The following is a 20,720-nucleotide window of genomic DNA, read 5'->3' on the forward strand; positions in this document are numbered from 1 at the left end:
GGCTTGGACAGCGGCGGGCGCGGGGGCCGGGGCGGCGAAGGCGGGGGCGGCCAGCCCCAGCAGCAGGGCCGAGGCGGCGACGGTAAGGGACAGGCGGAATTTCATGCGGCTCTCCAAGGCCCGGAACGCCGGGCGGCTGGACCGTATCAGCGATTGCCCGCAACGCACCTTACAGAGCTGTAATCTTCAGCGTCCGAACACCTCGACGCCGATATCGCCGGCGGACGTCAGCCAGGCGCGCTTCATGCCCTGGCTGTTGAAAGGGCAGGCGATGTTTCCGGCGGCGTCGAGGGCGATCATTCCGCCGTCGCCCCCCATCCCGCCGATCTCGTCGATCACGGCCTGGGTGGCGGCGGCCAGGGTCTGGCCGGCGGCGACGCGCCAGGCGACCTGGGCGGCGGCGGCGACGCGGATGAAATATTCGCCCTGGCCGGTGCAGGAGGTCGCGGCGTGGCCGTCGGCCCAGGTTCCGGCGGCGGGGATGGGGGTGTCGCCGACGCGGCCCGGCATCTTGCCGAAGACCCCGGCGGTCGAGGTGGCGGCGGCGAGGCGGCCCCGGCTGTCCAGCACGCAGGCGCCGACCGTGCCGTGGCTTAGGGTTCCGGGCGGATGATTGTCCTCGCCCTGGCCGGCGCCGGTGTACCAGGCGGCCTCGTCGACGATGGGCTCCAGCCCCTGATCGTGCGCGAACAGGGCCGCGCCCTCGCCGACCAGCATGACGTGGGGCGTGCGGTCCATGACGGCGCGGGCGGCGACGACGGGGTTGCGGAAGCCTTGCAGGGCGGCGACCGACCCGGCGCGCTTGGTCGATCCGTCCATCAGGCTGGCGTCCAGCTCATAGGCGCCGGCCAGATTGGGAGAGGCGCCCTTGCCGGCGACATAGAGGCCGGAATCCTCGAGCATGGTCACGGCCGCCACGGCGACGTCCAGGGCGCTGTCGCCCACGTCCAGCCGCGCCTTCATGGCCTCGACCACCTGGCGCATGTGCGCGACCTCGGCGTCATAGTTGCGTTCGCGCCGGGCGCCGGCGCCGCCATGGAGGATGAGGGCGGTCATGTCGTCTTCCTGAGCCTGTTTCTGTCGCCTCTTTCAATCGGGCGTGGCGCTCTTTAGCGTTGGGATGAAGGCCGCGCCATGTCGGCTTGTCCAATAAACCAACGGCCTCAAGTCGTGCGAAGCGCGCTAGGCCAAGGAGGAATAATGCGCGCTGTCTTGTCCAAGGCTCCTGGCGGTCCCGAAACCCTGGTGGTGGAAGACGTGCTCGATCCCACGCCCAAGGCGGGCGAGGTGGTGATCGAGGTCAAGGCCGTGGGGATCAACTATCCCGACACGCTGATCATCGAGGACAAATACCAGTTCCGTCCCGAACGGCCGTTCTCGCCCGGCGCCGAGGTCGCTGGCGTGGTCGAGGCGGTGGGCGAGGGCGTCAAGGGCGTGGCCAAGGGCGACCGGGTCATCGCCGTGCCCGGCTGGGGCGGGCTGGTGGAGCGGCTGGCGGTGCGGGTCGAGACGGTCATTCCCATTCCAGAGGCCATGAGCTTCGAAGAGGCGGCGGCCCTGATCATGACCTATGGCACCAGCTATTATGCGCTCAAGGACCGGGCGCAGCTGAAGGCCGGAGAGACCCTGCTGGTGTTGGGGGCGGCCGGGGGCGTGGGCGCCGCCGCGGTCGAACTGGGCAAGGCCATGGGGGCGCGGGTCGTGGCCGCCGCCTCGACCAATGACAAGGTCCAGTTCGCTTTGGACCTGGGGGCCGACAACGGCCTGATCTATCCAACCGGGCCGATGGACAGGGCGGCGCAGAAGGAACTGTCGGGCGAGTTCAAACTGGCGACGGGGCGAGACGGGGCCGACGTGGTCTATGACGCGGTGGGCGGCGACTACGCCGATCCGGCGCTGCGGGCCATGGACTGGAACGGGCGCTATCTGGTGGTCGGCTTCCCGGCGGGAATCCCGTCCCTGCCGCTGAACCTGACCCTGCTGAAGTCGGTGTCTGTGATCGGGGTCTTCTGGGGCGCGGCCGTGGCGCGTGATCCGAAGGGGCACGCCGCCAACATGACCGAGCTGATGCAGATGTACGCCGAAGGCAAGATCCGGCCGCGCGTGTCGCAGACCTTCCCGCTGGAGAAGGCCGGGGAGGCGATCAAGGCGCTGGGCGACCGTCAGGCTCTGGGCAAGATCGTTGTGACGGTGGGGGATTGAGTCACCTTCTCCCCTTGCGGGAAAAGGTGGCCCGAAGGGCCGGATGAGGGGTTTGTGCGAAACGGCGAGGCCGGCGCGACCCTTCGCCCGACCGCGCCAGGACGACGGCTGCGCCGCCGTGCGCGGTCTCCTCTCCCGCAAGGGGAGAGGGGGTGGACTATTTCCCCTTCAGCCGCTGAACCGCGTCCTCGGCCTGGTCGCGGTGGCGGCGTTTGATGTTGGCGCCCAGGGTGGCGATTAGGGCGGCGATCACGGCCGCGTCGTCGGTATAGCCGATGCCGGCGAACAGGTCGGGGATCGCGTCGATCGGCATGATGAAATAGGCCAGGCCGGCGAAGATCATGCCCTTGGCCGGCAAGGGCGTCGCCGGGTCGCGCGCGGCGTACCAGGCGGCCAGGGCCTGATCTGCGAAGGGGATGCGGGCGGCCGTGCGCTGGATCTTGGGCCAGAAGCCCTTGGCGACGCGCACCTCGTTGACCTTGACGACAGAGGGCACGAGGGCCTTTCGCGGGTCCAGGGCGTCGACGGGTTTGGCTTTGGCGCTCATGGCCGCTAAATCCTCAAACGAAACTCAGGTTCAGTACAACATAGGAATGACCGGGATGAAACTCGACAGCACCATTTCCGCCGTGGTCACGGGCGGCGCCTCGGGTCTGGGCGAAGGCACGGCGCGCGCCATCGCCGCCACCGGGGCCAAGGTCGCCCTGTTCGACCTGAACGCCGAGAAGGGCGAGGCCATCGCGGCCGAGATCGGCGGCGTCTTCTGCCAAGTGGACGTCACCGACGACGCCTCGGTCGCCGCCGCCTTCGCCAAGGCCCGCGCCGCCCACGGCCAGGAGCGGCTGACCGTCAACTGCGCCGGCATCGCCACCGGAATGAAGACCGTCTCGCGCAAGAAGGACACCGGCGAGATCAAGGCCCACGACATGGCCCAGTTCGAACGCACCGTGCGGGTCAATCTGTTCGGCACCTTCCGCGTCCTGTCGCAGTCGGCGGCGGGCATGGTGACGCTGGAGCCGATGGCGGACGGCGAGCGCGGCCTGATCGTCAATACGGCGTCGGTGGCGGCCCAGGACGGCCAGATCGGCCAGGCGGCCTATTCGGCGTCCAAGGGCGGGGTCTACGCCATGACCCTGCCGATCGCGCGGGATCTGGCCCAGGAAGGGGTGCGCTGCAACACCATCCTGCCCGGCATCATGTGGACGCCGATGATGGCCGGGATGGACCAGAAGATCCAGAACGCCCTGGCCGCCGCCATCCCCTTCCCCAGCCGCCTGGGCACGCCCGCCGACTACGCCTCCCTGGTGCTGGAGCTGGCGCGCAACGTCTATATCAACGGCGAGTGCATCCGCCTGGACGGGGCTATCAGACTGGCGCCGCGCTGAGGCGCGGGGGGCGCTACGCTCGCGACGCGTTCCCGCCTTCGCGGGAATGACGAAGCTCGCTGCTTGAGCGCCAAGGGCGTGTGGGGTGCTGAAACGGTCCGAGAAATTGGGCTCAAGCAGCACGAAGTGCGATAGCCCAAAAAAAGGGGTTGCGGCCTGCCGCAACCCTCCGCTATACGCCCCCTCCTCGACGGGGAGCGCACCTAGCTCCTACGGAGTGCGGGCGTAGCTCAGTGGTAGAGCACAACCTTGCCAAGGTTGGGGTCGAGAGTTCGAATCTCTTCGCCCGCTCCAGTCGAGATTGCCAAGGCAATCAATAGGTTATGGCAGGGCGATCCCAACGGGATCGCCCACCCTATTTTTTACGCCGCTACCACACCGCTACCAAAAATCTTTTGCTGGCGAGCGCTCGCCTGTCCATTGGCATGGCGCATTGCGGTGAAGGCCCCTGAAATCTGCTGAAAAGACCGAACTAATTTTTGCGGAGATCGACCCGCGAGCAGGTCACGGGAAAATAGTGCCTTGGAATGTTGTTGCCCGCAGCTTCTTGCCTCGTATCCGTCAACCGCCGCCTTTGACTCTCTGAAGGATCCCGCGGGGTTTGGCGACGGTCAGGGTGTCGCGGTCTCGGCGCGGTCCCGAGCGATTGCTGTTCACCGTCCTGTAGTGACCTTAATAGGACCGGCCCGGTCTATCGCTCGTCCGCACGTCGGACTTCGCGGACGTCTGGCCGGCGTCGGCCGCCTGTCTGACCAAGGACCTGTGATGACCTTCACCCGCCTGCGCTCGCTGCCGGACCCGGATCATCTGCCGGCTCTGGACGCGGCCTATCTGTCCGCCGATCCCGCCCGTGGACTGGGCCCGACCGAGCCGGCGCCGCGTATCCTTCTCCTGTACGGATCGCTGCGCGAGCGGTCGTATTCGCGGTTCTGCGTCGAGGAAGCGGCCCGCCTGCTGCAGCAAATGGGATGCGAGACCCGCATCTTCGACCCCACCGACCTGCCCCTGCCGGGCGCGCCCGGCGACGACGACCACCCGGCGGTGCGCGAGTTGCGCGAACACGCCTTGTGGTCGGAGGGCATGGTCTGGTGCAGCCCGGAGCGGCACGGCCAGGTCTCCGGACTGATGAAGCTGCAGATCGATCACCTGCCGTTGAGCCTGGGCGGCATGCGCCCGACCCAGGGCCGGACGCTCGCCGTCATGCAGGTGTCGGGCGGGTCCCAGAGCTTCAACGCCGTCAACACTCTGCGCCTTCTGGGCCGCTGGATGCGGATGGTCACCATCCCCAACCAGTCGAGCGTGGCCAAGGCCTTCCAGGAATTCGACGAGGCCGGCCGGATGAAACCCTCGGCCTACTATGAGCGGATTGTCGATGTGATGGAGGAACTGGTGCGCTTCACCATCCTGGTCCGGCCCCACGCCGTTCAGCTCGTGGACCGCTATTCGGAGCGCAAGGCGGCCGGAGTTTTGGTGGATGCCGCGTCCGACCTCTCGGCCATTGCTATCGCACGCCAGGCCTGAGGCTGCGTTTTTGGCGGTAACGCGCCAGAACTGGCGAATTGCGATCCTCCCTGTCGAGGCAGGGTCTTCAGTGGAGCCGCACGGCGCAGAGCCTCGCCGGCGCCATGGGGAGGCGCTTATCCTCGATCGACCAGAGAATAGCTTGTGCTGCGTCCCCCGCCGTCATCCTTCACGAGGATGCCCCGGTCCACCAGATCTTTGATGTCGCGCAAGGCCGTGTCGGGCGAGGACTTCGTCAGCGCCGCCCATTTGGTCGAGGTGAGCTTGCCTTCGAAGCCGTCGAGCAGCCGGTTGATGACCGTGCTCTGGCGCTCGCTCAACGTCTGACCTGCGAGCGCCTCCCAGAAGCGCGCCTTGCGCATCACATGGGTCAGGGTGGTTTCCGCGCCGTCGAATGCGCGATCGAGGCAGCCGAGGAACCAGTCCAGCCAGAGGGTCACGTCCAGCGCGCCTTTCTGGGTCGTCTCCAGGGTCGCGTAGTAGTCCTTGCGCTCCAGCCGGATCTGGGCGGACATGCTGTAGAACCGCTGGGCGCTTTTCTCGGAACGGGCGAGCGCCATGTCGGCGATCGCCCGGGCGATCCGGCCGTTCCCGTCGTCGAACGGGTGGATGGTCACGAACCACAGGTGGGCGATCGCGGCCTTGAGGACCGGATCCGTCCGCGGCTCGTCAGTGAACCAGTCGAGGAACGCGCGCATCTCGTCCTGCAGACGGGCGGCGGGCGGCGCTTCATAGTGCACGCGCTCTCGTCCGAAGGGGCCCGAGACGACCTGCATCGGGCCGGAGCTCTCGTTGCGCCAGGCGCCGACGACGATCTTCGTCATGCCGCTGCGTCCGGTCGGAAACAGGGCGGCGTGCCAGCCGAACAGCCGTTCCTCGGTGAGCGGAGACGCAAAGTTCTGGGTCGCGTCGAGCATCATTTCGACGACGCCTTCGACGTTGCGATCCGCGGGGGCGAGGGCCCCGATATCCATGCCGAGGCGGCGGGCGATGGAGGATCGCACCTGATCCTTGTCGAGCAGCTCGCCTTCGATTTCGCTGGATTTCAGGACATCTTCGGTAAGGGTCTCGAGGACGGCTTCAGCGCGGAGGTCGAAGCCGAGCGTGTGCATCCGGCCAAGCAGAAGGCCTTGGCGATGACGGACGGCTGGGAGGCGATCGGCAAGCGCGTCAGCGCGCCATTCCAGACGCGGCCAGCCTTCGATCTCATGGATGTATTGCGCCATTCCCCGCACTCCTTGCGGGGAATATGGGCGTTATGCGCCGCAGGAGCAAGGCTGTTCTCCGCGTGAAGTGCGGAGAATAGGACGCCTAATCTCCGCACCAAGGGAGGCCTCGCACACTATAGGCGGCCCCCGCACCCTGGGTATCCGCGGACTGCGCGGCTATCGGCGCCCAAGGAGCTCCGAAACCCGCGGGCCGCAGTTGGGCCTCAGGCGGAGACGCCCGCTCAAGAGGCTGGGCGCGCGCCCTTCGGCGCCGCATGCCGGGAGAAGCCGACCACGAGGATAGCAATCGTCAGAAGCTGAACGGCGACGCCCTCGACCGTCGGATAAAGACCGAGGATCTCGATGCGGGGGATCCACTCCAGCGGATGGACATCGAGCCAGCCCGCCTCCTGCAGCGCAGCCACGCCCTTGCCGACGAGGACGACCGACAGGATGGCCATGAGGATCGAGCTCAGCGAGAAGAACCGGCCGATCGGGAGGCGCATGCTGTAGGCCAGCAAGGCCCAGGCCACCACGGCCAGGATGGCCACCGCCGTCAGGGCGCCGGCCAGCATGCCGAGATGGCCGCCCTGGCTCCAGATCGCCGCATAGAAGAGGATGGTCTCGAACACCTCGCGATAGACGACGATGAAGGCCAGCAGGAACAGGAACCAGGCCGACCGCTTCGACAGCGCGTGGGAGAGCTTGTCGCGGATATAGGTCTGCCAGGCGTCGGCGTGCGACTTCCCATGCATCCAGATGCCGACCGAGACGAGCACCACGGCCGCCAGGAGCGAGCCGAATCCTTCGGTGAGCTCCCGGCTGGCGCCGCTGATGGAGATGAAGAAGGTCGCGGCCGCCCAGGTGGCGCCGCCGGCGACCAGCGCGGCCACCCAGCCGCCGTGGACGTAGCGCAGCACCTCGGGCCGTTCGGCCTTCCTCAGGAAGGCGATCATCGCCACCACGATGAGGATGGCTTCCAGCCCTTCGCGCAGCAGGATGGTGAAAGCGCCGAGGAAGCTGGCGAGATTGTCCGCCTCCTGGGGCGCGAGGGCGCGTTCGGCCGTGTCCAGCAGGGCGTTCGCGCGGGCGACCCGGTCCGCGACCTCCTGGGTCGGCGCGCGCCTGCTGATCGAGATGCGCAGGTCGGTCATGGCCGTCTCGACCCGCCGCAGCAAGGCGCCGTCACGAGCGCCGAGCGCCGGCTCCACCGGTTCGACGCCGTCGAGATAGGCCGAGAGGGCGAGGTCGGTCGCGGCCTTGCGGTCGCCCCGGCGATAGGCGGCCTCGCTTTCGGCCAGTCGCGTCCGGGCCAGGGTCAGGGTCGATCCCTCGGCGCGAACCGTCGCCTCGGGATGGCGACGCAGGTGAGCGATGACCGCCCGCGCCTTCGTCTCGCCGATCCTTGTCGCCAGCTCCGCCGGGGTGGCCTGGGTGAGGGCGGCCAGGTCAGGGAACGCGGCGCGGATCGCCGCGTCGCTCTCCCAGAGGCGTCGACCTTCGGCGGCTTCGGCGTCGGTGAAGGCGAACCGGCCCACGTAGAAGGCCAAGGCCCAGCGATCCTCGGCCGGCAGATGGGCGAAGCTGGCCATGGCCGTGCCCTCGAGCCCCTGATCGATCACCTGGTAGAGGCCGAACACGCTGCGCTGACGGGCGCGCTCCACATCCGCGAAGGCGATCGCAGGCGGGTCGAGCCCCTCGGCGCCCGGGCCGTCGGCGCGTCCGGTCACGCCATGGCAGACCGAGCATTGCTCGGCATAGAGGGTCGCGCCGCGGGCCAGATCAGGCGGGAACGAAGGCGCGAGCGGGCTCGGATAGGCCGCCAGCACCGCGCCGGCCAGCGCCTTGGCCCGGGCCCCGACGACCCCCGGGTCGGCCTTGTCGAGGATGGCCGCCTGCAGGGCCTCCGCGTCACGGATCAGGCCGGCCTTGGCCGGGTTCGGCGGCAGGGCGTCCAGGCGGGGCCGGATCTGGCCGCCGAACTCGATCATCTCGCCGTATTCGGCCGGATTGGTCACCTGACCATTGGCAACCGCGCCGGCATAGTCGACCGCCACATAGTCGAGCAGTCGCCAGGCGACCTGGGCCTCGGAGGCGGACGGCGCCTGGGCCAGGGCGGGTGCGGACAGCCCCATCGCAAGCATCAGGGCGAAAAGGCGGAGCAGAGGGCGCATGGGAGACCTAGTTGTGAGCGGCTCGCAATAGCATTCAGGCGACGGCACTGTCGCGCTTTATTCGCGACGCGGCCGGGCTCGCAGGCGGCGACGGCTCCCCGTCCGCCGAGACGCCACGGCGCTGCGTGGCCAGCCCGGGCAGCTACGCGGCGCGGCGCTCGTTACAGGTGGATCGTGCGGTCGGCCACAGCCAGGCATGCCTCGCGCAAGGCTTCCGGAAGCGTCGGATGCGCATGGCTCGTCCGCGCCACGTCCTCGGCCGCCGCGCCGAATTGCATGACGGCGACCGCTTCATGGATCAGACTGCCGGCGTCCGGCCCCAGGATGTGCACGCCGAGAATCTTGTCCGTCCTGGCGTCCGCCAACACCTTGACCAACCCGTTCTTCTCCAACCGCGCCTTGGCCATGGCGTTTGCCGAGAACGGAAAGCGCCCGACGCGATAGGCCACGCCGGCCGCCTTGAGGTCGTCCTCGGTGCGCCCGACTGAGGCCAGTTCCGGCCAGGTGTAGACGACGGCGGGGATCGTCCCGTAGTCGACATGGCCTGCGCCGCCGGCAAGGCGTTCGGCAAGGGCGATCCCTTCCTCTTCCGCCTTGTGGGCCAGCATGGCGCCGCCGATGACATCGCCGATGGCGTAGACCCCTTCGGCGCTGGTTCGAAAGCCGTCGTCGACCGGAATAAAGCCCTTGCGGTCGGGCTTGATGCCGACCGTCTCAAGGTCGAGCCCGGCGGTGGCGGGGCGTCGGCCAATCGAAACCAGCACGACATCGGCCTTGATGGTTCCCCGCGCGCCTTCGCCCATGGGCTCGACGTCAAGGACGACGTCGTCGCCGTCCATCCGCGATCCGACCACCTTGTGCCCGAGGCAGAACTCGAAGCCCTGGGCCTCGAGCACCTTGTGCAGCGCCGTCGACATCTCCGAGTCGACGCCGGACGCGATCCGGTCGAGCACCTCGATAACCGTGACCTCGCTGCCGAGCCGGCGCCAGACCGACCCCAGCTCCAGTCCGACGTAGCCGCCGCCGATCACCGCCAGCTGGCGCGGCGCCGCCGTCAGGCTCAGCGCGCCGGCCGAGGTGACGATCCGTTGCTCGTCGATGGGCAGATCGGGCAAGGTCGCCGCTTCCGATCCGCTGGCGATGACCACCGCCTTGCGGGCCTGCACCTCGAAGGGGCCGTCGGCGCCGCTCACCTCCACGCGGTCGCGCGCCAGCAGCCGCCCGCGGCCCTGGAGGCGTGTGACCTTGTGCTTGCGCAGGAGGTAGGCGACCCCTTCCCCCAGCTCGGTCACCACCTTGCCCTTGTGCCGCATAACGCCGTCAAGGTCGGCCCGCACATTGTCGACCAGGACGCCGAACGCTTCCAGGTTGCGCGCCATCTCCAGCCGCTCGGTGGCCTGCAGCAGCGCCTTGGACGGAATGCAGCCGATGTTCAGGCAGGTTCCCCCGAGCACTTCGCGGTCGTCGATGACGGCCACCGACATGCCGAGCTGGCTCGCCCGGATCGCGCAGGGGTATCCGCCTGGCCCGCCCCCGATGATCACCAGATCATACGACATCGTGGAAGCGCCCATGGGGTCAGGCCTTGCTGTGGATGGATGGGTGAAGAGGGCGCGGCCAGCCCATGGAGCCAGCATCAGGCGCCGACCTAGCCAGGGCGGCGTCACGCGTCGCCATTCGGAACCCGCTCCTGGGGAGGGCCGGCAGTCGGCGGAAGTCGATGTCCAGGTCCTGATCCGGCAGCCGGTAGCTCAGGTCGGCGAGCAAGCCGACGGCGCGCTCCATCAGGTCGATGACGATGCTTTCGCCCGGGCAACGGTGACCAGTCGCCGGATCCCCTCCGCCTTGGGGAATGAGACCGAACGGGTCTCCGGCGCCGTCGATGAAGCGCTCCGGCCGGAACTCCTCGGGATCGTTCCAGCCCGCGGGGTCGTGATTGGAACCGAAGAGATCGAGGACGACCTGCCGGCCCTCCGGGAAGACGAGATCGCGCCAGCGAAACGGCGTACGCACGCGCCCGATCACCGCCGGGAAGAACGGGTAGAAGCGCCGCACCTCCTGAACGAAGGCGCGGCGGCGCCCGGGGTCCGCGGCGGCCAGGCGGGCCGCCTCGGGGTGCGCCTGCATCGCGTGCGCTACAAACACGATGTAGACCGAGGTCGCCACGGTCGGCCGGAGCACATTGGCCAGCTCAACCGCCGCCGTCTGGAGCGGCAACGGTTCGCCATCGCCGGCGCGGGCCCGGGCCCAGGCGTGAGAGGCGGTCTCCGGATCCGGAGACAGACGGCCGGCGCGAATGTCTTCGATGATCGACGCCAGCCAGGCGTCGACGCGCCGACGCGCATGCCTTGACCACAGGTGACGTGGTCCTGGCGATCCGGCTGCGTCGAACAGCGCCCTCAGGTGACGGACCCGTCTCGCTTCTTCCTCCGGCGCAAGGGGCACCCCGGCCCAGGCGCAGACGGCGCGGGTCAGAACCGGCTGCAGGGCATCGTACAGCACGATGTCTTCCTCACCGGCCCATTCGACGGCCGCGCGCCGCCACTCCGCCTCGAACAGCTCGCCCAGCCGCGCGATCCGTTCCGGCGACATGAGGGACATGAAGACGCGCTTGCGAGCGCGGTGCGCCTCGCCGTCCAGGCCCTGGACGCCGCCCTCTCCAAGGAGCGTCCGACGAACGGGCGCCGGCATCGCGCCGGCCCGCGAGATTCGGGCCTCGTCGTAGAAGACCCGAGCCGCCTCGCGGCCCCTCAAACAGATTGTCTCCTTCAGCGCCAGACGGGTCTCGAAGGCGTCGGCGCCGGCCTGCTCGAACAGGCGGGAGAGGCGCCGGTACGGGTCCGCCAACAGGGCCAGGGTCTGGTCGCCAAGTCGCGACGTCCGCCTATGCGCCATCGAAGTCCTCCAGATAGAAGAGCGGTCCGCGACGGGAGCTCCGGATCTCGTGCAAACGTCGCCGTGACCCAATGGCTCCAGGGTCATCTTGCCAACCGGATATTCGACCGGTCGGCGGGCGCGGCGGATCCGCGAAGAGTGGGTCGAACTGATCGAGGGCCGGATTCACAGCGGAGCGGACGGATCGTGCAGCGCTTCGATCACCTTGCAGGCGGAGACCCGGCCGCCGGCGCATTCCGCGGTCATGCGCGACAACTCGCGCTGGAGGGCCCGGAGCCGGGCGATCTTCTGGGTCACATCGGCCAGATGGCGTTCGGCCAGAGTGCTGGCCTCGGCGCAGGGTCGATCCGGGTGATCGGACAGATCCAGCAGGGAGCGGATCGAATCCAGATCGAAGCCCAGTTGGCGGGCATGCCGGATGAACGACAGGCGGCGTTCCGCCGCGTCGTCATACATGCGCCGGTCGCTGGCGGTGCGCAGCGGGGCAGGAAGCAGGCCGATCTCCTCATAGAAACGGATGGTCGGGACCTTGACGCCGGTGGCGGCCGCCAGCTTGCCGATGGGGCGCAGGCCGGGCGAGGCGGAAGAGGGCAAGGTCATCGCGTCATCTCGGGGCGGCGGACTGAACGGCGGACGGCGGGTCGAGGGAGGGTCATCGACCCAGCCCCATGAGGACGATGGCGATGCCGAAGGCGCCGATCGTTGAGACGCCGGTGAGAGCCATGCCGAAGGCGCGGGCGGCCGCGCCGCGGGGATAGCCCATGGCGAAACACACACGACCGACGAGATAGAGGGCGACCAGCACGGGCAGGAGGATCATCTCCTCGCCGCGCAGAACGGTGGCGAGGACGAGGTGGGCGCCGACCGCCAGGACTGTCTGCTCAAGCGAGTTCTGGAGCACGGCGGCGGGTACGGCGAGCCTGGCGCTGGGCGCCGCAAAGGCGGAGCCCGGCCGGTCGGCCCCCGAGCGGAACCGGATGCTGGCGACGGCCCTCACGCAGGCGGCGAGCCACAGGAAGACCGGGAGGTCCGCCTTCAGGGCATAGGCCAGCCGATCGGCCGTCGCCATGTCCGGCGCGGCCCCAAGGAGCGGCGGCGGCAGCCAGAGCCAGGCCGATGCGACCGCCCCGGCGGTGATGAGGATCGCCAGCGCCGAGCGGACGGCGATTCCCCTCTGGTCGGCGGACAGGGTCATCGCGCCGCCCGTCCCAGGGTCGAGGCCGCCGGGCGGCTATCCGAGCTCCGAACGGTCAGGAGGAGCAGCGCGACACCGCAAACAATGGCCGCGTCGGCCAGGTTGAAGGTCGGCCAGTGGGCCTCGCCCCAATGAAGGTCGATAAAGTCGGTGACCGCACCGGAGCGCAGCCGGTCGAGCAGGTTCCCGATCGCTCCGCCGGCAATGAAGCTCGCCGCGACCGCAGTGACGGCGCTTCGCGTCCGCCAGATCCAGGCCAGCAAGGCGCCGACGATCACAAACGCCACGGCGCTCAGCGCCCATCGCCCCGCGTCGCCCGAGCCGGCGAACAGGCCGAAGGTGACGCCGGGATTGAAGCCCAAACGCAGTGCGAGGAACGGCGTGAGGTCCACCGGGGCGGCCAGCTGAGCGCGGGCTGCGGCCTTGGCGGCCTGATCCAGAGCTGCGATCAGCACGACGAGCGCAAAGGCGATCGCCTGCAGGCGTCCGGGAGCACGTCGGGTCGGGTGCACGGTGATCATAAGGCCTCCAATGGATTTCAACCGATTATGCTTCCTCTAGCTACTAGAGGATCAAGCCGGTTTCGGCCAATAGGCGCCTTTCAGACCAAGCATTCATTTTCGGCTTGATCCTCAAGCGACTGGAGGATGCATGCTTCCATCGAAAGGTGACCCGATGACTGAATCCCTCCCGTCCTGTGATCCGGCCTCGTCCGGCTGTGGTTGCGGCGCGGCCGTCAAGTTTGACGGCGCCATTCCGGCCTATCGGCGCATCCTGATGGCGGTGATCGCCATCAACGGCGCCGCCTTCCTGGCCATTGCCGGCGGCGCGGCCTTGCAGGGCTCGGCCTCCCTGGGCGCCAACGCCCTCGACTTCCTGGCCGACGCCGCCACCTACGGCATCAGCCTGGCCGTGATCGGCCGTTCGGTCGCCGTGCGGTCCGGCGCAGCCATGATCAAGGGCGCCAGCCTCGCGGCGCTGGCCTTGTTCATCCTGGGCTATGCGATCTGGCGCGCCACGACCGGAGCGGCGCCGGAGGGCTTCATCATCACCGGACTAGGCGCTCTGGGTTTCTTCGCCAACGCCCTGGCCGCCCTTCTGCTGGTCCGCCACCGGGAGGGTGACGCCAATGTCCGTTCGGTCTGGCTGTGCACGCGCAACGACCTGATCCAGAGCCTGGTGGTCGCCGGCACGGGCCTCGCCGTCTGGGTCACCGCGTCACGCTGGCCGGACCTGATCGCCGGAGCCATCCTGGCCGTCGTGTTTCTGCAATCCGGCTGGTCGATCATTCGCCAGTCCCGTGAAGAGCGCAAGGTCGCGGCGTGACGGAGAGCTTCACCCCCGCGCTCGGCCACGCCTGGCTGAGCGGCTTCTACGACCCCGCCATCGCCTTGCTGACACGCGAACGGGTGTGGCGGGCGAGGCTGCTCGACCAGGTCGCCCCGGCGACCGGCGAGACGATCGTCGACCTCGGCTGCGGGACCGGCTCCTTCGCCGTGAGCTTGGCGCAGCGGGCGCCGGGCGCGCGCGTCATCGGCCTGGATCCCGACGGCGACATCCTCGGAAGGGCGAAGGCCAAGGCCGCCGCCGCCGGCCAGCCGGTCCGCTTCGTGCAGGGCTTCGCGCGCGACGCGGCCGCGCTGCTGGGCGACGGCGTCGCCGACAAGGTCGTGTCCAGCCTGGTCTTCCATCAGCTGCCGATGGCGGAGAAGCGCCTCGGGCTGGCGGCCAACCTTCGGGCCCTCAAGCCTGGAGGCGCACTCCACATCGCCGACTACGGGCATCAGACGGGAGTGATGCGTACGCTGTTCCGCATCGTCCAGTCGCTGGACGGCTACGAGAACACCCAGCCGAACGCCGACGGCGTCCTTCCCGATCTGATCTCCGAGGCCGGATTCATCAATGTCGCCGAGAACACCGCGCTGGCCACCATGACCGGCTCGATCGCCTTCTTTCGCGCCGAGCGTGCGCCTCCGGTCGCCGCCTGAGCGGCGGTGCGACGATGAGACGATTGATGTCGCGGCGCCGCGTGGTATGGGACGGCATGGGATTCTCCTCGGTCAGGCATGGACTGGTGACGGCGCTGCTCGCGGCGTTCCTGTCCCTGTTCGTCCTGGTCTCCGTCGTCGACGCTGCGACCTGCGGCCCCGAAGCGACGACATCCCCCGCCTCCAGCGCGCTCGTCGACAGTCCCGTGGATCGGGGCGACGGCGGCGGCAATCCGGACAACCACGCCATCTGTTCGCACGGCCATTGTCATCAAAGCGGCGTCGCCGTGGCCGAGACGGCGCTTGAGCCGGTCGTGAGCCATGCCGGGGCGGATCTGAACGCCCTTCTGATCGCGGACGGCTTGCCGTCCCGCATGCCCGCCGGACCGGAACGCCCGCCCAGAGGCTGACGGGACTGCGCGCGATCGCGCGCCTTCACGTCAACCATCCGGGAAACAGGACCTATGCCATCCCTTGAACGCCGGCTGCCGCATCCTGCGGCGGGCGGAGCCGCGATCGCCCTGGCGGCGATCCTGGCCATTCTGGCCCCAGGGTCAGCCATCGCCGAACCCGTCACCCTGGCCGAGGCGCTGGCTCGCGCCGCGACCTCCTCGCCCGCCCTGGCGGCCGCCGAAGCGGATGTCGCGGCCGCCGTCGGCCGCGCGCAGCAGGCCGGTTTCCGACCCAATCCCGAGCTCGGCCTGGAGGTCGAGAATTTCGCCGGCACCGGCGGCTTCTCCGGCGTCGATGACGCGGAAAGCACCCTGAGCGTCGAACAGCGGTTCGAGCTCGGCGGCAAGCGGTCCGCGCGCGAGCGCGCCGCCCAGGCCGAGGTGGACGCCGCCCGGCTGCGCCTGGCCGTGGCCCGCGCCGATCTGGAACAGGAGGTGCGCGACGCCTACGCCGAGGCTTGGGCCGACAGCCGCCGGGTCGAACTGGCCCGCGACCAGTTCCTCCGCGCCGACAACCTGCAGACCATCGCCACCGAGCTCGTGGACGCCGGCCGCGAGCCGCCGCTTCGGGCCCTGCGGGCGCGCACGGCCGCCCTGGAGGCGGTCGGCCGGGTTCGGGCCGCCGAGGCCGAATACGCCGAAGCCCAGCGCGCGCTCGCCGCCCTGTGGGGCGGCGGCGAAGACCTGCCCGAACCGACCGCTCCCGACGCCTTCCCGGCGCCGGCTGCGATCATCGACCCGGCCACAGCGCTGGACGTGCGTCTCGCCGAGGCGGAGGTGGCCACCTCTGTCGCCGTCGTCGAGCGGGAACGGACCCTGTCGCGCCCCGACGTGACCGTCAGCGTCGGGGCACGCCAATTCCGGGGCACGGACGACACCGCCCTGGTCTTCGGCGCCTCCATGCCGATCGGTCTGTTCGACCGCAACCAGGGCAATATCGCCGCCGCCAACGCGGAGCGGACCGGAGCCGAGGCTCGCCGTAACGCGGCCCTGGCGGGCGCCATCCGGCGGACGCGCGATGCCCAGGCCGCGCTTCGCACCGCCGAGTCCCAACTCGCCTTCCTCGAGAACCAGGCCGAACCCGAGGCTATCGAAGCGGTGCGCATCGCCCGCGAAGGCTTCTCGGCCGGCCGCTTCACCCTGCTGGACGTGCTCGACGCCGAAGAGGCGCTCAACACCGTCCAGGCCGACATGATCACCGCCGAGCTGGAGCGGGCGCAAGCCGTCGCCGCCCTGACCCGCGCTACCGAAACCGAAGGATCCGCCCGATGAAGAGACTCACCAACCAGCAACGCCTGCTCGGCGGCGCGGCGGCGGCCGTGATCGTCCTCGGCGGCGGTTTCGCCGTCTGGACCATGACGCGCGGTCCCGACGCCGCGCCGGAAGCCGCCGCAGAAGCGGAAGAAGAGCACGGCGCGGGGGAAGCCCTGGAGATGGACGCCGCCCGCATCCAGGCGGCCGGCATCGTCCTCGCGCCCGTCGGCAGCGGCTCGCTGAGCGCCGAGATCGTCGCCCAAGGCACGGTCGTGGGCACGCCCCAGGGCGAGGCGGTGCTCGCGGCCCGCGCCGACGGCGTGATCACTCGAGTCTCCCTGAGGCTGGGCGACAGCGTTCGCGCCGGCCAGATCGTGGCCCTGATCGAAAGCCGCGAGGCCTCGACCATCGCGGCCGAGCGCTCGGCCGCCCAGGCCCGGCTGACCGCCGCCCGGCAGGCGCTCGCCCGCGAGCAACGGCTGTTCGACGCCCAGATCACCGCGCGGCAGGAACTCGAGGCGGCCCAGACCGTCCTGGCCGAGGCCGAGGCGGAAGCTCGCCGGACGTCGTCCGCCGCCGCCGCCGCCCGGGTCTCGGGCGACGGACGCAGCACGGGCGTCGTCAGCCCGATCAATGGCCGGGTTACGGAAGCGAACGCCACGCTCGGCGCCTTCGTGACGGCCGGGACCGAACTGTTCCACGTCGCCAACGCCAGCCAGATCGAGATCCAGGCCTCGGTCTCCGCCGACGACGCCGGCCGGATCGCGCCGGGCGACCGGGCCAGCATCACCCTGCCCGAGGGCGAGGTGCAGGCGACGGTCCGATCGATCACGCCGGGGGTGAACGCGGAAAGCCGCGCCGCCACCGTGCTGCTCAACGTCGCCGGGGTCGGAGGCCTGCGTCCCGGCCAGGCGATCGCGGTGAGGATCTACACGCGGGATGCGGGAACCACCGGCGGCGTCTCCGTCCCCGAGGAAGCCATTCAGACCGTCGAGGGCCGCGACGTGGTGTTCGTCAGAACCGCAGAGGGCTTCGCCGCCACGTCGGTCAGCGTCGGCCAGCGCAGCGCCGGCCGGGCCCAGATCACCGCCGGCCTGACCGCGGGCCAGGTCGTCGCCACCCGCAACGCCTTCCTGCTGAAGGCGGAGTTGGGCAAGGGTTCGGGCGAGGAAGAATAGATCATGATCGCCAACCTCATGGCCCTGTCGGTGCGGGCGCGATGGATGATCATCGCGCTGGTGCTGATCGTCTCCACCTACGGCGCCTGGCAGCTCACGCAGCTGCCGATCGACGCCGTCCCCGACATCACCAACAACCAGGTGCAGATCAACACCCAGGACCCTTCACTGTCTCCGGTGGAGATCGAGAAGCGCGTCACCTTCCCGGTCGAGACGGCCATGGCCGGCATTCCCGGTCTGCACTCGACCCGGTCGCTGTCCCGCAACGGCTTCTCGCAGGTCACGGTGATCTTCGAGGAGAACGTCGACCTCTATTTCGCGCGCCAGCAGGTCAGCGAGCGCCTCGTCCAGGCCCAGGAGAGCCTTCCCGAGGGCGTCCAACCCCAGATCGGGCCCGTCACCACGGGCCTGGGCGAGGTCTTCATGTACGCGATCGACTACGCCAATCCCGGCGGCCGCGGAGCGACAGTCCGCAACGGCCAGCCGGGGTGGCAGTCCGACGGGTCCTTCCTTACGCCCGAGGGCGATCGTCTGACCGACGACATCTCCCGGGCGGCCTATCTCCGGACCGTCCAGGACTGGATCATCGCGCCGCAGCTGCGGACCGTGAACGGCGTCGCCGGCGTGGACACCATCGGGGGCTTCGAGAAGCAGTACGTCGTCGAGCCGGATCCCACCCGTCTGGCTCAGTACGGCGTCTCGTTCAGTGAACTGGCCGAGGGCCTCGAGGCCGCGAACCTGTCGATCGGCGCCAACTTCGTCGAGCGCGGCGGCGAGGCCTATCTGGTGCGGGCCGACGCCCGCATCCGCAGCCTGAGCCAGATCGAGGAGGCCATCGTCGCCACGCGCGGCGGCGTGCCCGTCGCCGTTCGCGATGTCGCGACCGTCCGTCTCGGCGGTGATCTGCGCACCGGCGCGGCGACGATGAACGGCCACGAGGTCGTCATCGGCACCACCCTGATGCTGATCGGCGAGAACAGCCGCACGGTCGCCCGTGCAGTGGGGGAACAGCTTGAGACGACCGTCCGGTCTCTGCCGCCGGGGATCAAGGTCACACCCGTCCTCGACCGGTCCAAACTCGTCAACGCCACCATCTCGACCGTGCAACGCAACCTGATCGAGGGCGCCATCCTGGTCGCCATCGCCCTGTTCCTGCTGCTCGGCAACGTCCGCGCCGCCCTGATCGCGGTGGCGATCATCCCGATTTCCTTCTTCATGACCGCCATCGGCATGAATTTCATGGGAGTGTCCGGCAACCTGATGAGCCTCGGCGCCCTCGATTTCGGTCTGATCGTCGACGGCTCGGTGATCATCATCGAAAACTGCCTGAGACGTCTTTCCGAGCGCCAGCACCATGAAGGGCGTCTTCTGACCCTGCGCGAGCGGCTCGAGGAGACCACCATCGCCACCCAGGAGATGATCAAGCCGACCGTCTACGGCCAGGCCATCATCCTGCTGGTCTTCGCGCCGCTGCTGACCTTCCAGGGCGTCGAGGGCAAGACCTTCTCGCCCATGGCCATCACCCTGATGCTCGCCCTGGTCGCGGCCTTCATCCTGTCCATCACCTTCATTCCGGCCATGGTCGCCCTAGTGATGCGCAACAAGGTCTCCGAGAAGGACGTCTTCGTCATCCGCTGGATCAAGGCGAAATACGAGCCGGTGCTGCGTCAGGCCGTGGCCCGGCCGTGGCCCTTCGTGGGCGGCGGTCTGGCCCTGTTCGCCGTGGCCGGGGTGATCTTCACCATGCTCGGCCAGGAGTTCATCCCGACCCTGGATGAGCGCAACCTTGCGCTGGCTTCGCAGCGCGTACCGTCGACGGCGGTAGAGCAATCCCTGCGCATGCAGGTGGGGGTTGAGAGGGCCGTCACTCGACTGCCCGAAGTCGCGCTGATGTTCTCCAAGACCGGCACGGCCGAGGTGGCTACCGACCCCATGCCGCCCAACATCTCGGACGGCTTCATCATCCTCAAGCCGCAGGACCAGTGGCCGGACGGGGTGGACACCAAGGAAGACGTGATCGAACGGGTCGAGGCCGCGGCCAACGCCCAACTCGGTCAAGCCTATGAGCTCAGCCAGCCGATCGAGCTGCGCTTCAACGAACTGATCGCCGGCGTGCGCGGCGACGTGGCCGTCAAGATCTATGGCGACGACCTCGACAAGCTGACGGCCACGGCCAACCGGATCGCGGCCCAGCTCAACGCCACGCCGGGGGCGGCCGACGTAAAGGTCGAACAGACGGATGGCGCGCCGTCTCTGGACGTCACCTTCGATCGGGCCGCCATCGCCCGCTTCGGCCTGAGCGTGGAGGAGGTGGCCGATACGGTCGCCGCCGCCATGGGCGGGCGCGAGGCGGGACAGCTGTTCGAGGGCGATCGCCGCTTCGACGTGGTGGTGCGCTTGCCCAACGCCAGCCGCCCCGACCTCGACGCCATCGGCGCCATCCCCGTGATGCTGCCCGAGGCGGAGGGCCGCACCCGGGCCTCCGTGCCGCTGCGCCAGGTGGCCTCGTTCCGTTTCGCGGAAGGGCTGAATCAGATCAGCCGCGAGAACGGCAAGCGCCGCGTCGTGGTGCAGGCCAACGTCCGCGGCCGCGACGTCGGCTCGTTCGTCACCGAAGCCACGCCCAAGGTGGAAGCTGTTCCCTTGCCTGCGGGCTCGTGGATTGAGTGGGGCGGCCAGTTCCAGAACCTCAAGGCGGCTTCGGATCGGCTGTCGCTGGTGGTGCCGATCTGTTTCCTGGCCATTTTCGCGGTGCTGTTCCTCGCCGTGGGGACGTTCGGACGGGCGGTGGCGGTCTTCCTGACCGTGCCGCTGGGCCTCGCCGGCGGGGTCTTCGCCCTCGCGCTGACCGGCATCTCCTTCTCGGTATCGGCTGCCGTGGGCTTCATCTGCCTGGCCGGCGTGGCCGTGCTGAACGGCCTGGTGGTCATGTCGTCCATCCGGCAGCGGCTCGACGCAGGAATGGAGCTCTCCCGCTCCATCATCGAGGGCTGCATGGAACGGGTCCGCCCGGTCATCATGACCGGCCTGGTCCCGGCCATCGGCTTTGTGCCCATGGCTTTGGCCCACGGGACGGGTGCCGAGGTCCAGAAACCCCTGGCCATGGTCGTCATCGGCGGCCTGATCACGGCGACCCTGCTGACGCTGCTGGTCCTGCCAGCGATGAGCCGGCTGGTGCTCGGCCTGACCGAGGGTCGGCGTCCCAAACCACTCGACACGCCGGCGGCGGAGCCGGTCCCGGCGGAATAGTCACGGTCCCCGCCGCCCG

18 protein-coding genes and 1 tRNA gene are annotated in these 20,720 nt (G+C 69.2%); 10 read left to right on the forward strand and 9 right to left on the reverse strand.

Translation table 11 applies throughout. From position 1 onward, the window contains the following. Nucleotides 1–186 precede the first annotated feature (186 nt). The gene (locus ER13_RS05920) at nucleotides 187–1,056 is read right to left on the reverse strand and encodes an isoaspartyl peptidase/L-asparaginase family protein (protein ID WP_008261662.1); all 870 of its coding nucleotides are present in this window, start codon (nucleotides 1,054–1,056) and stop codon (nucleotides 187–189) included. A gap of 144 nt (nucleotides 1,057–1,200) precedes the next feature. Between ER13_RS05920 and ER13_RS05925 the strand changes: the two genes are divergently transcribed. Next, entirely contained in the window at nucleotides 1,201–2,202 is a 1,002-nt protein-coding gene (locus ER13_RS05925; RefSeq protein WP_035307540.1) for an NADPH:quinone oxidoreductase family protein, read from the forward strand. A 157-nt stretch (nucleotides 2,203–2,359) separates the two neighbouring features. On the opposite strand, the gene ER13_RS05930 is transcribed toward ER13_RS05925, so the two are convergent. Next, nucleotides 2,360–2,749, reverse strand: a complete 390-nt coding sequence (locus ER13_RS05930; RefSeq protein WP_035307542.1) for a YkvA family protein — start codon at nucleotides 2,747–2,749, stop codon at nucleotides 2,360–2,362. 55 nt (nucleotides 2,750–2,804) lie between these two features. On the opposite strand from ER13_RS05930, the gene ER13_RS05935 reads away from it, so the two are divergent. The 3 genes from ER13_RS05935 to arsH all read left to right on the forward strand — a co-directional run bounded on the left by ER13_RS05935 (nucleotide 2,805) and on the right by arsH (nucleotide 5,108). After that, nucleotides 2,805–3,587 (forward strand): SDR family NAD(P)-dependent oxidoreductase, encoded by a 783-nt coding sequence (locus tag ER13_RS05935; protein WP_035307544.1) that lies wholly within the window; start codon nucleotides 2,805–2,807, stop codon nucleotides 3,585–3,587. 219 nt (nucleotides 3,588–3,806) lie between these two features. Then, a tRNA-Gly gene (locus ER13_RS05940) sits at nucleotides 3,807–3,881 on the forward strand. 471 nt (nucleotides 3,882–4,352) lie between these two features. Next, nucleotides 4,353–5,108: an arsenical resistance protein ArsH gene (arsH, locus tag ER13_RS05945; RefSeq protein WP_035307546.1), complete on the forward strand. Its 756-nt coding sequence runs from the start codon at nucleotides 4,353–4,355 to the stop codon at nucleotides 5,106–5,108. Nucleotides 5,109–5,224: 116 nt separating this feature from the next. Here arsH and ER13_RS05950 read toward each other — a convergent pair whose 3' ends face one another. The 7 genes from ER13_RS05950 to lspA all read right to left on the reverse strand — a co-directional run bounded on the left by ER13_RS05950 (nucleotide 5,225) and on the right by lspA (nucleotide 13,101). After that, nucleotides 5,225–6,334, reverse strand: a complete 1,110-nt coding sequence (locus tag ER13_RS05950) for a Fic family protein (protein ID WP_035307547.1) — start codon at nucleotides 6,332–6,334, stop codon at nucleotides 5,225–5,227. Nucleotides 6,335–6,558: 224 nt separating this feature from the next. After that, on the reverse strand, nucleotides 6,559–8,490 hold the full coding sequence (locus ER13_RS05955; RefSeq protein ID WP_035307549.1) for a cytochrome c/FTR1 family iron permease: 1,932 nt from the start codon (nucleotides 8,488–8,490) through the stop codon (nucleotides 6,559–6,561). Nucleotides 8,491–8,651: 161 nt separating this feature from the next. After that, nucleotides 8,652–10,064, reverse strand: a complete 1,413-nt coding sequence (gene lpdA, locus ER13_RS05960) for a dihydrolipoyl dehydrogenase (RefSeq protein WP_081836143.1) — start codon at nucleotides 10,062–10,064, stop codon at nucleotides 8,652–8,654. A gap of 4 nt (nucleotides 10,065–10,068) precedes the next feature. Continuing rightward, on the reverse strand, nucleotides 10,069–11,385 hold the full coding sequence (locus ER13_RS05965) for a cytochrome P450 (protein ID WP_081836144.1): 1,317 nt from the start codon (nucleotides 11,383–11,385) through the stop codon (nucleotides 10,069–10,071). 165 nt (nucleotides 11,386–11,550) lie between these two features. Next, nucleotides 11,551–11,955 (reverse strand): helix-turn-helix domain-containing protein, encoded by a 405-nt coding sequence (locus ER13_RS05970; RefSeq protein ID WP_035307589.1) that lies wholly within the window; start codon nucleotides 11,953–11,955, stop codon nucleotides 11,551–11,553. 82 nt (nucleotides 11,956–12,037) lie between these two features. Further along, nucleotides 12,038–12,580, reverse strand: coding sequence for an MAPEG family protein (locus ER13_RS05975; protein ID WP_035307551.1), 543 nt, complete (start codon nucleotides 12,578–12,580; stop codon nucleotides 12,038–12,040). After that, nucleotides 12,577–13,101, reverse strand: coding sequence for a signal peptidase II (gene lspA / locus ER13_RS05980; protein WP_081836145.1), 525 nt, complete (start codon nucleotides 13,099–13,101; stop codon nucleotides 12,577–12,579). Before lspA ends, ER13_RS05975 begins: the two co-directional genes overlap by 4 nt. A 154-nt stretch (nucleotides 13,102–13,255) precedes the next feature. Between lspA and ER13_RS05985 the strand changes: the two genes are divergently transcribed. The 6 genes from ER13_RS05985 to ER13_RS06010 are packed head-to-tail and all read left to right on the forward strand — an operon-like array spanning nucleotide 13,256 to nucleotide 20,701. Then, entirely contained in the window at nucleotides 13,256–13,906 is a 651-nt protein-coding gene (locus ER13_RS05985; protein ID WP_035307553.1) for a cation transporter, read from the forward strand. Then, nucleotides 13,903–14,568, forward strand: a complete 666-nt coding sequence (locus tag ER13_RS05990) for a class I SAM-dependent methyltransferase (RefSeq protein WP_035307554.1) — start codon at nucleotides 13,903–13,905, stop codon at nucleotides 14,566–14,568. The genes ER13_RS05985 and ER13_RS05990 overlap by 4 nt, the downstream gene beginning before the upstream one ends. A gap of 26 nt (nucleotides 14,569–14,594) precedes the next feature. Then, nucleotides 14,595–14,978: a hypothetical protein gene (locus tag ER13_RS05995; RefSeq protein ID WP_155988115.1), complete on the forward strand. Its 384-nt coding sequence runs from the start codon at nucleotides 14,595–14,597 to the stop codon at nucleotides 14,976–14,978. Between the two features lie 54 nt (nucleotides 14,979–15,032). After that, nucleotides 15,033–16,292: a TolC family protein gene (locus ER13_RS06000; protein WP_035307558.1), complete on the forward strand. Its 1,260-nt coding sequence runs from the start codon at nucleotides 15,033–15,035 to the stop codon at nucleotides 16,290–16,292. Next, nucleotides 16,289–17,452, forward strand: a complete 1,164-nt coding sequence (locus tag ER13_RS06005; RefSeq protein WP_035307560.1) for an efflux RND transporter periplasmic adaptor subunit — start codon at nucleotides 16,289–16,291, stop codon at nucleotides 17,450–17,452. Before ER13_RS06000 ends, ER13_RS06005 begins: the two co-directional genes overlap by 4 nt. A gap of 3 nt (nucleotides 17,453–17,455) precedes the next feature. Further along, on the forward strand, nucleotides 17,456–20,701 hold the full coding sequence (locus ER13_RS06010) for an efflux RND transporter permease subunit (protein ID WP_155988116.1): 3,246 nt from the start codon (nucleotides 17,456–17,458) through the stop codon (nucleotides 20,699–20,701). The last annotated feature ends 19 nt before the right edge of the window (nucleotides 20,702–20,720 follow it).

Source organism: Brevundimonas sp. EAKA, from assembly GCF_000698025.1.
Classification (GTDB): Bacteria; Pseudomonadota; Alphaproteobacteria; order Caulobacterales; family Caulobacteraceae; genus Brevundimonas; species Brevundimonas mediterranea_A.

What these genes read in the sequence shown, in the direction of transcription:
- ER13_RS05920 (WP_008261662.1), bottom strand. Translation starts at nt 1,056, where the DNA reads ATGACCGCCCTCATCCTCCATGGCGGCGCCGGCGCCCGGCGCGAACGC.
- ER13_RS05925 (WP_035307540.1), top strand. Translation starts at nt 1,201, where the DNA reads ATGCGCGCTGTCTTGTCCAAGGCTCCTGGCGGTCCCGAAACCCTGGTG.
- ER13_RS05930 (WP_035307542.1), bottom strand. Translation starts at nt 2,749, where the DNA reads ATGAGCGCCAAAGCCAAACCCGTCGACGCCCTGGACCCGCGAAAGGCC.
- ER13_RS05935 (WP_035307544.1), top strand. Translation starts at nt 2,805, where the DNA reads ATGAAACTCGACAGCACCATTTCCGCCGTGGTCACGGGCGGCGCCTCG.
- arsH (WP_035307546.1), top strand. Translation starts at nt 4,353, where the DNA reads ATGACCTTCACCCGCCTGCGCTCGCTGCCGGACCCGGATCATCTGCCG.
- ER13_RS05950 (WP_035307547.1), bottom strand. Translation starts at nt 6,334, where the DNA reads ATGGCGCAATACATCCATGAGATCGAAGGCTGGCCGCGTCTGGAATGG.
- ER13_RS05955 (WP_035307549.1), bottom strand. Translation starts at nt 8,490, where the DNA reads ATGCGCCCTCTGCTCCGCCTTTTCGCCCTGATGCTTGCGATGGGGCTG.
- lpdA (WP_081836143.1), bottom strand. Translation starts at nt 10,064, where the DNA reads ATGGGCGCTTCCACGATGTCGTATGATCTGGTGATCATCGGGGGCGGG.
- ER13_RS05965 (WP_081836144.1), bottom strand. Translation starts at nt 11,385, where the DNA reads ATGGCGCATAGGCGGACGTCGCGACTTGGCGACCAGACCCTGGCCCTG.
- ER13_RS05975 (WP_035307551.1), bottom strand. Translation starts at nt 12,580, where the DNA reads ATGACCCTGTCCGCCGACCAGAGGGGAATCGCCGTCCGCTCGGCGCTG.
- lspA (WP_081836145.1), bottom strand. Translation starts at nt 13,101, where the DNA reads ATGATCACCGTGCACCCGACCCGACGTGCTCCCGGACGCCTGCAGGCG.
- ER13_RS05985 (WP_035307553.1), top strand. Translation starts at nt 13,256, where the DNA reads ATGACTGAATCCCTCCCGTCCTGTGATCCGGCCTCGTCCGGCTGTGGT.
- ER13_RS05995 (WP_155988115.1), top strand. Translation starts at nt 14,595, where the DNA reads ATGTCGCGGCGCCGCGTGGTATGGGACGGCATGGGATTCTCCTCGGTC.
- ER13_RS06000 (WP_035307558.1), top strand. Translation starts at nt 15,033, where the DNA reads ATGCCATCCCTTGAACGCCGGCTGCCGCATCCTGCGGCGGGCGGAGCC.
- ER13_RS06005 (WP_035307560.1), top strand. Translation starts at nt 16,289, where the DNA reads ATGAAGAGACTCACCAACCAGCAACGCCTGCTCGGCGGCGCGGCGGCG.
- ER13_RS06010 (WP_155988116.1), top strand. Translation starts at nt 17,456, where the DNA reads ATGATCGCCAACCTCATGGCCCTGTCGGTGCGGGCGCGATGGATGATC.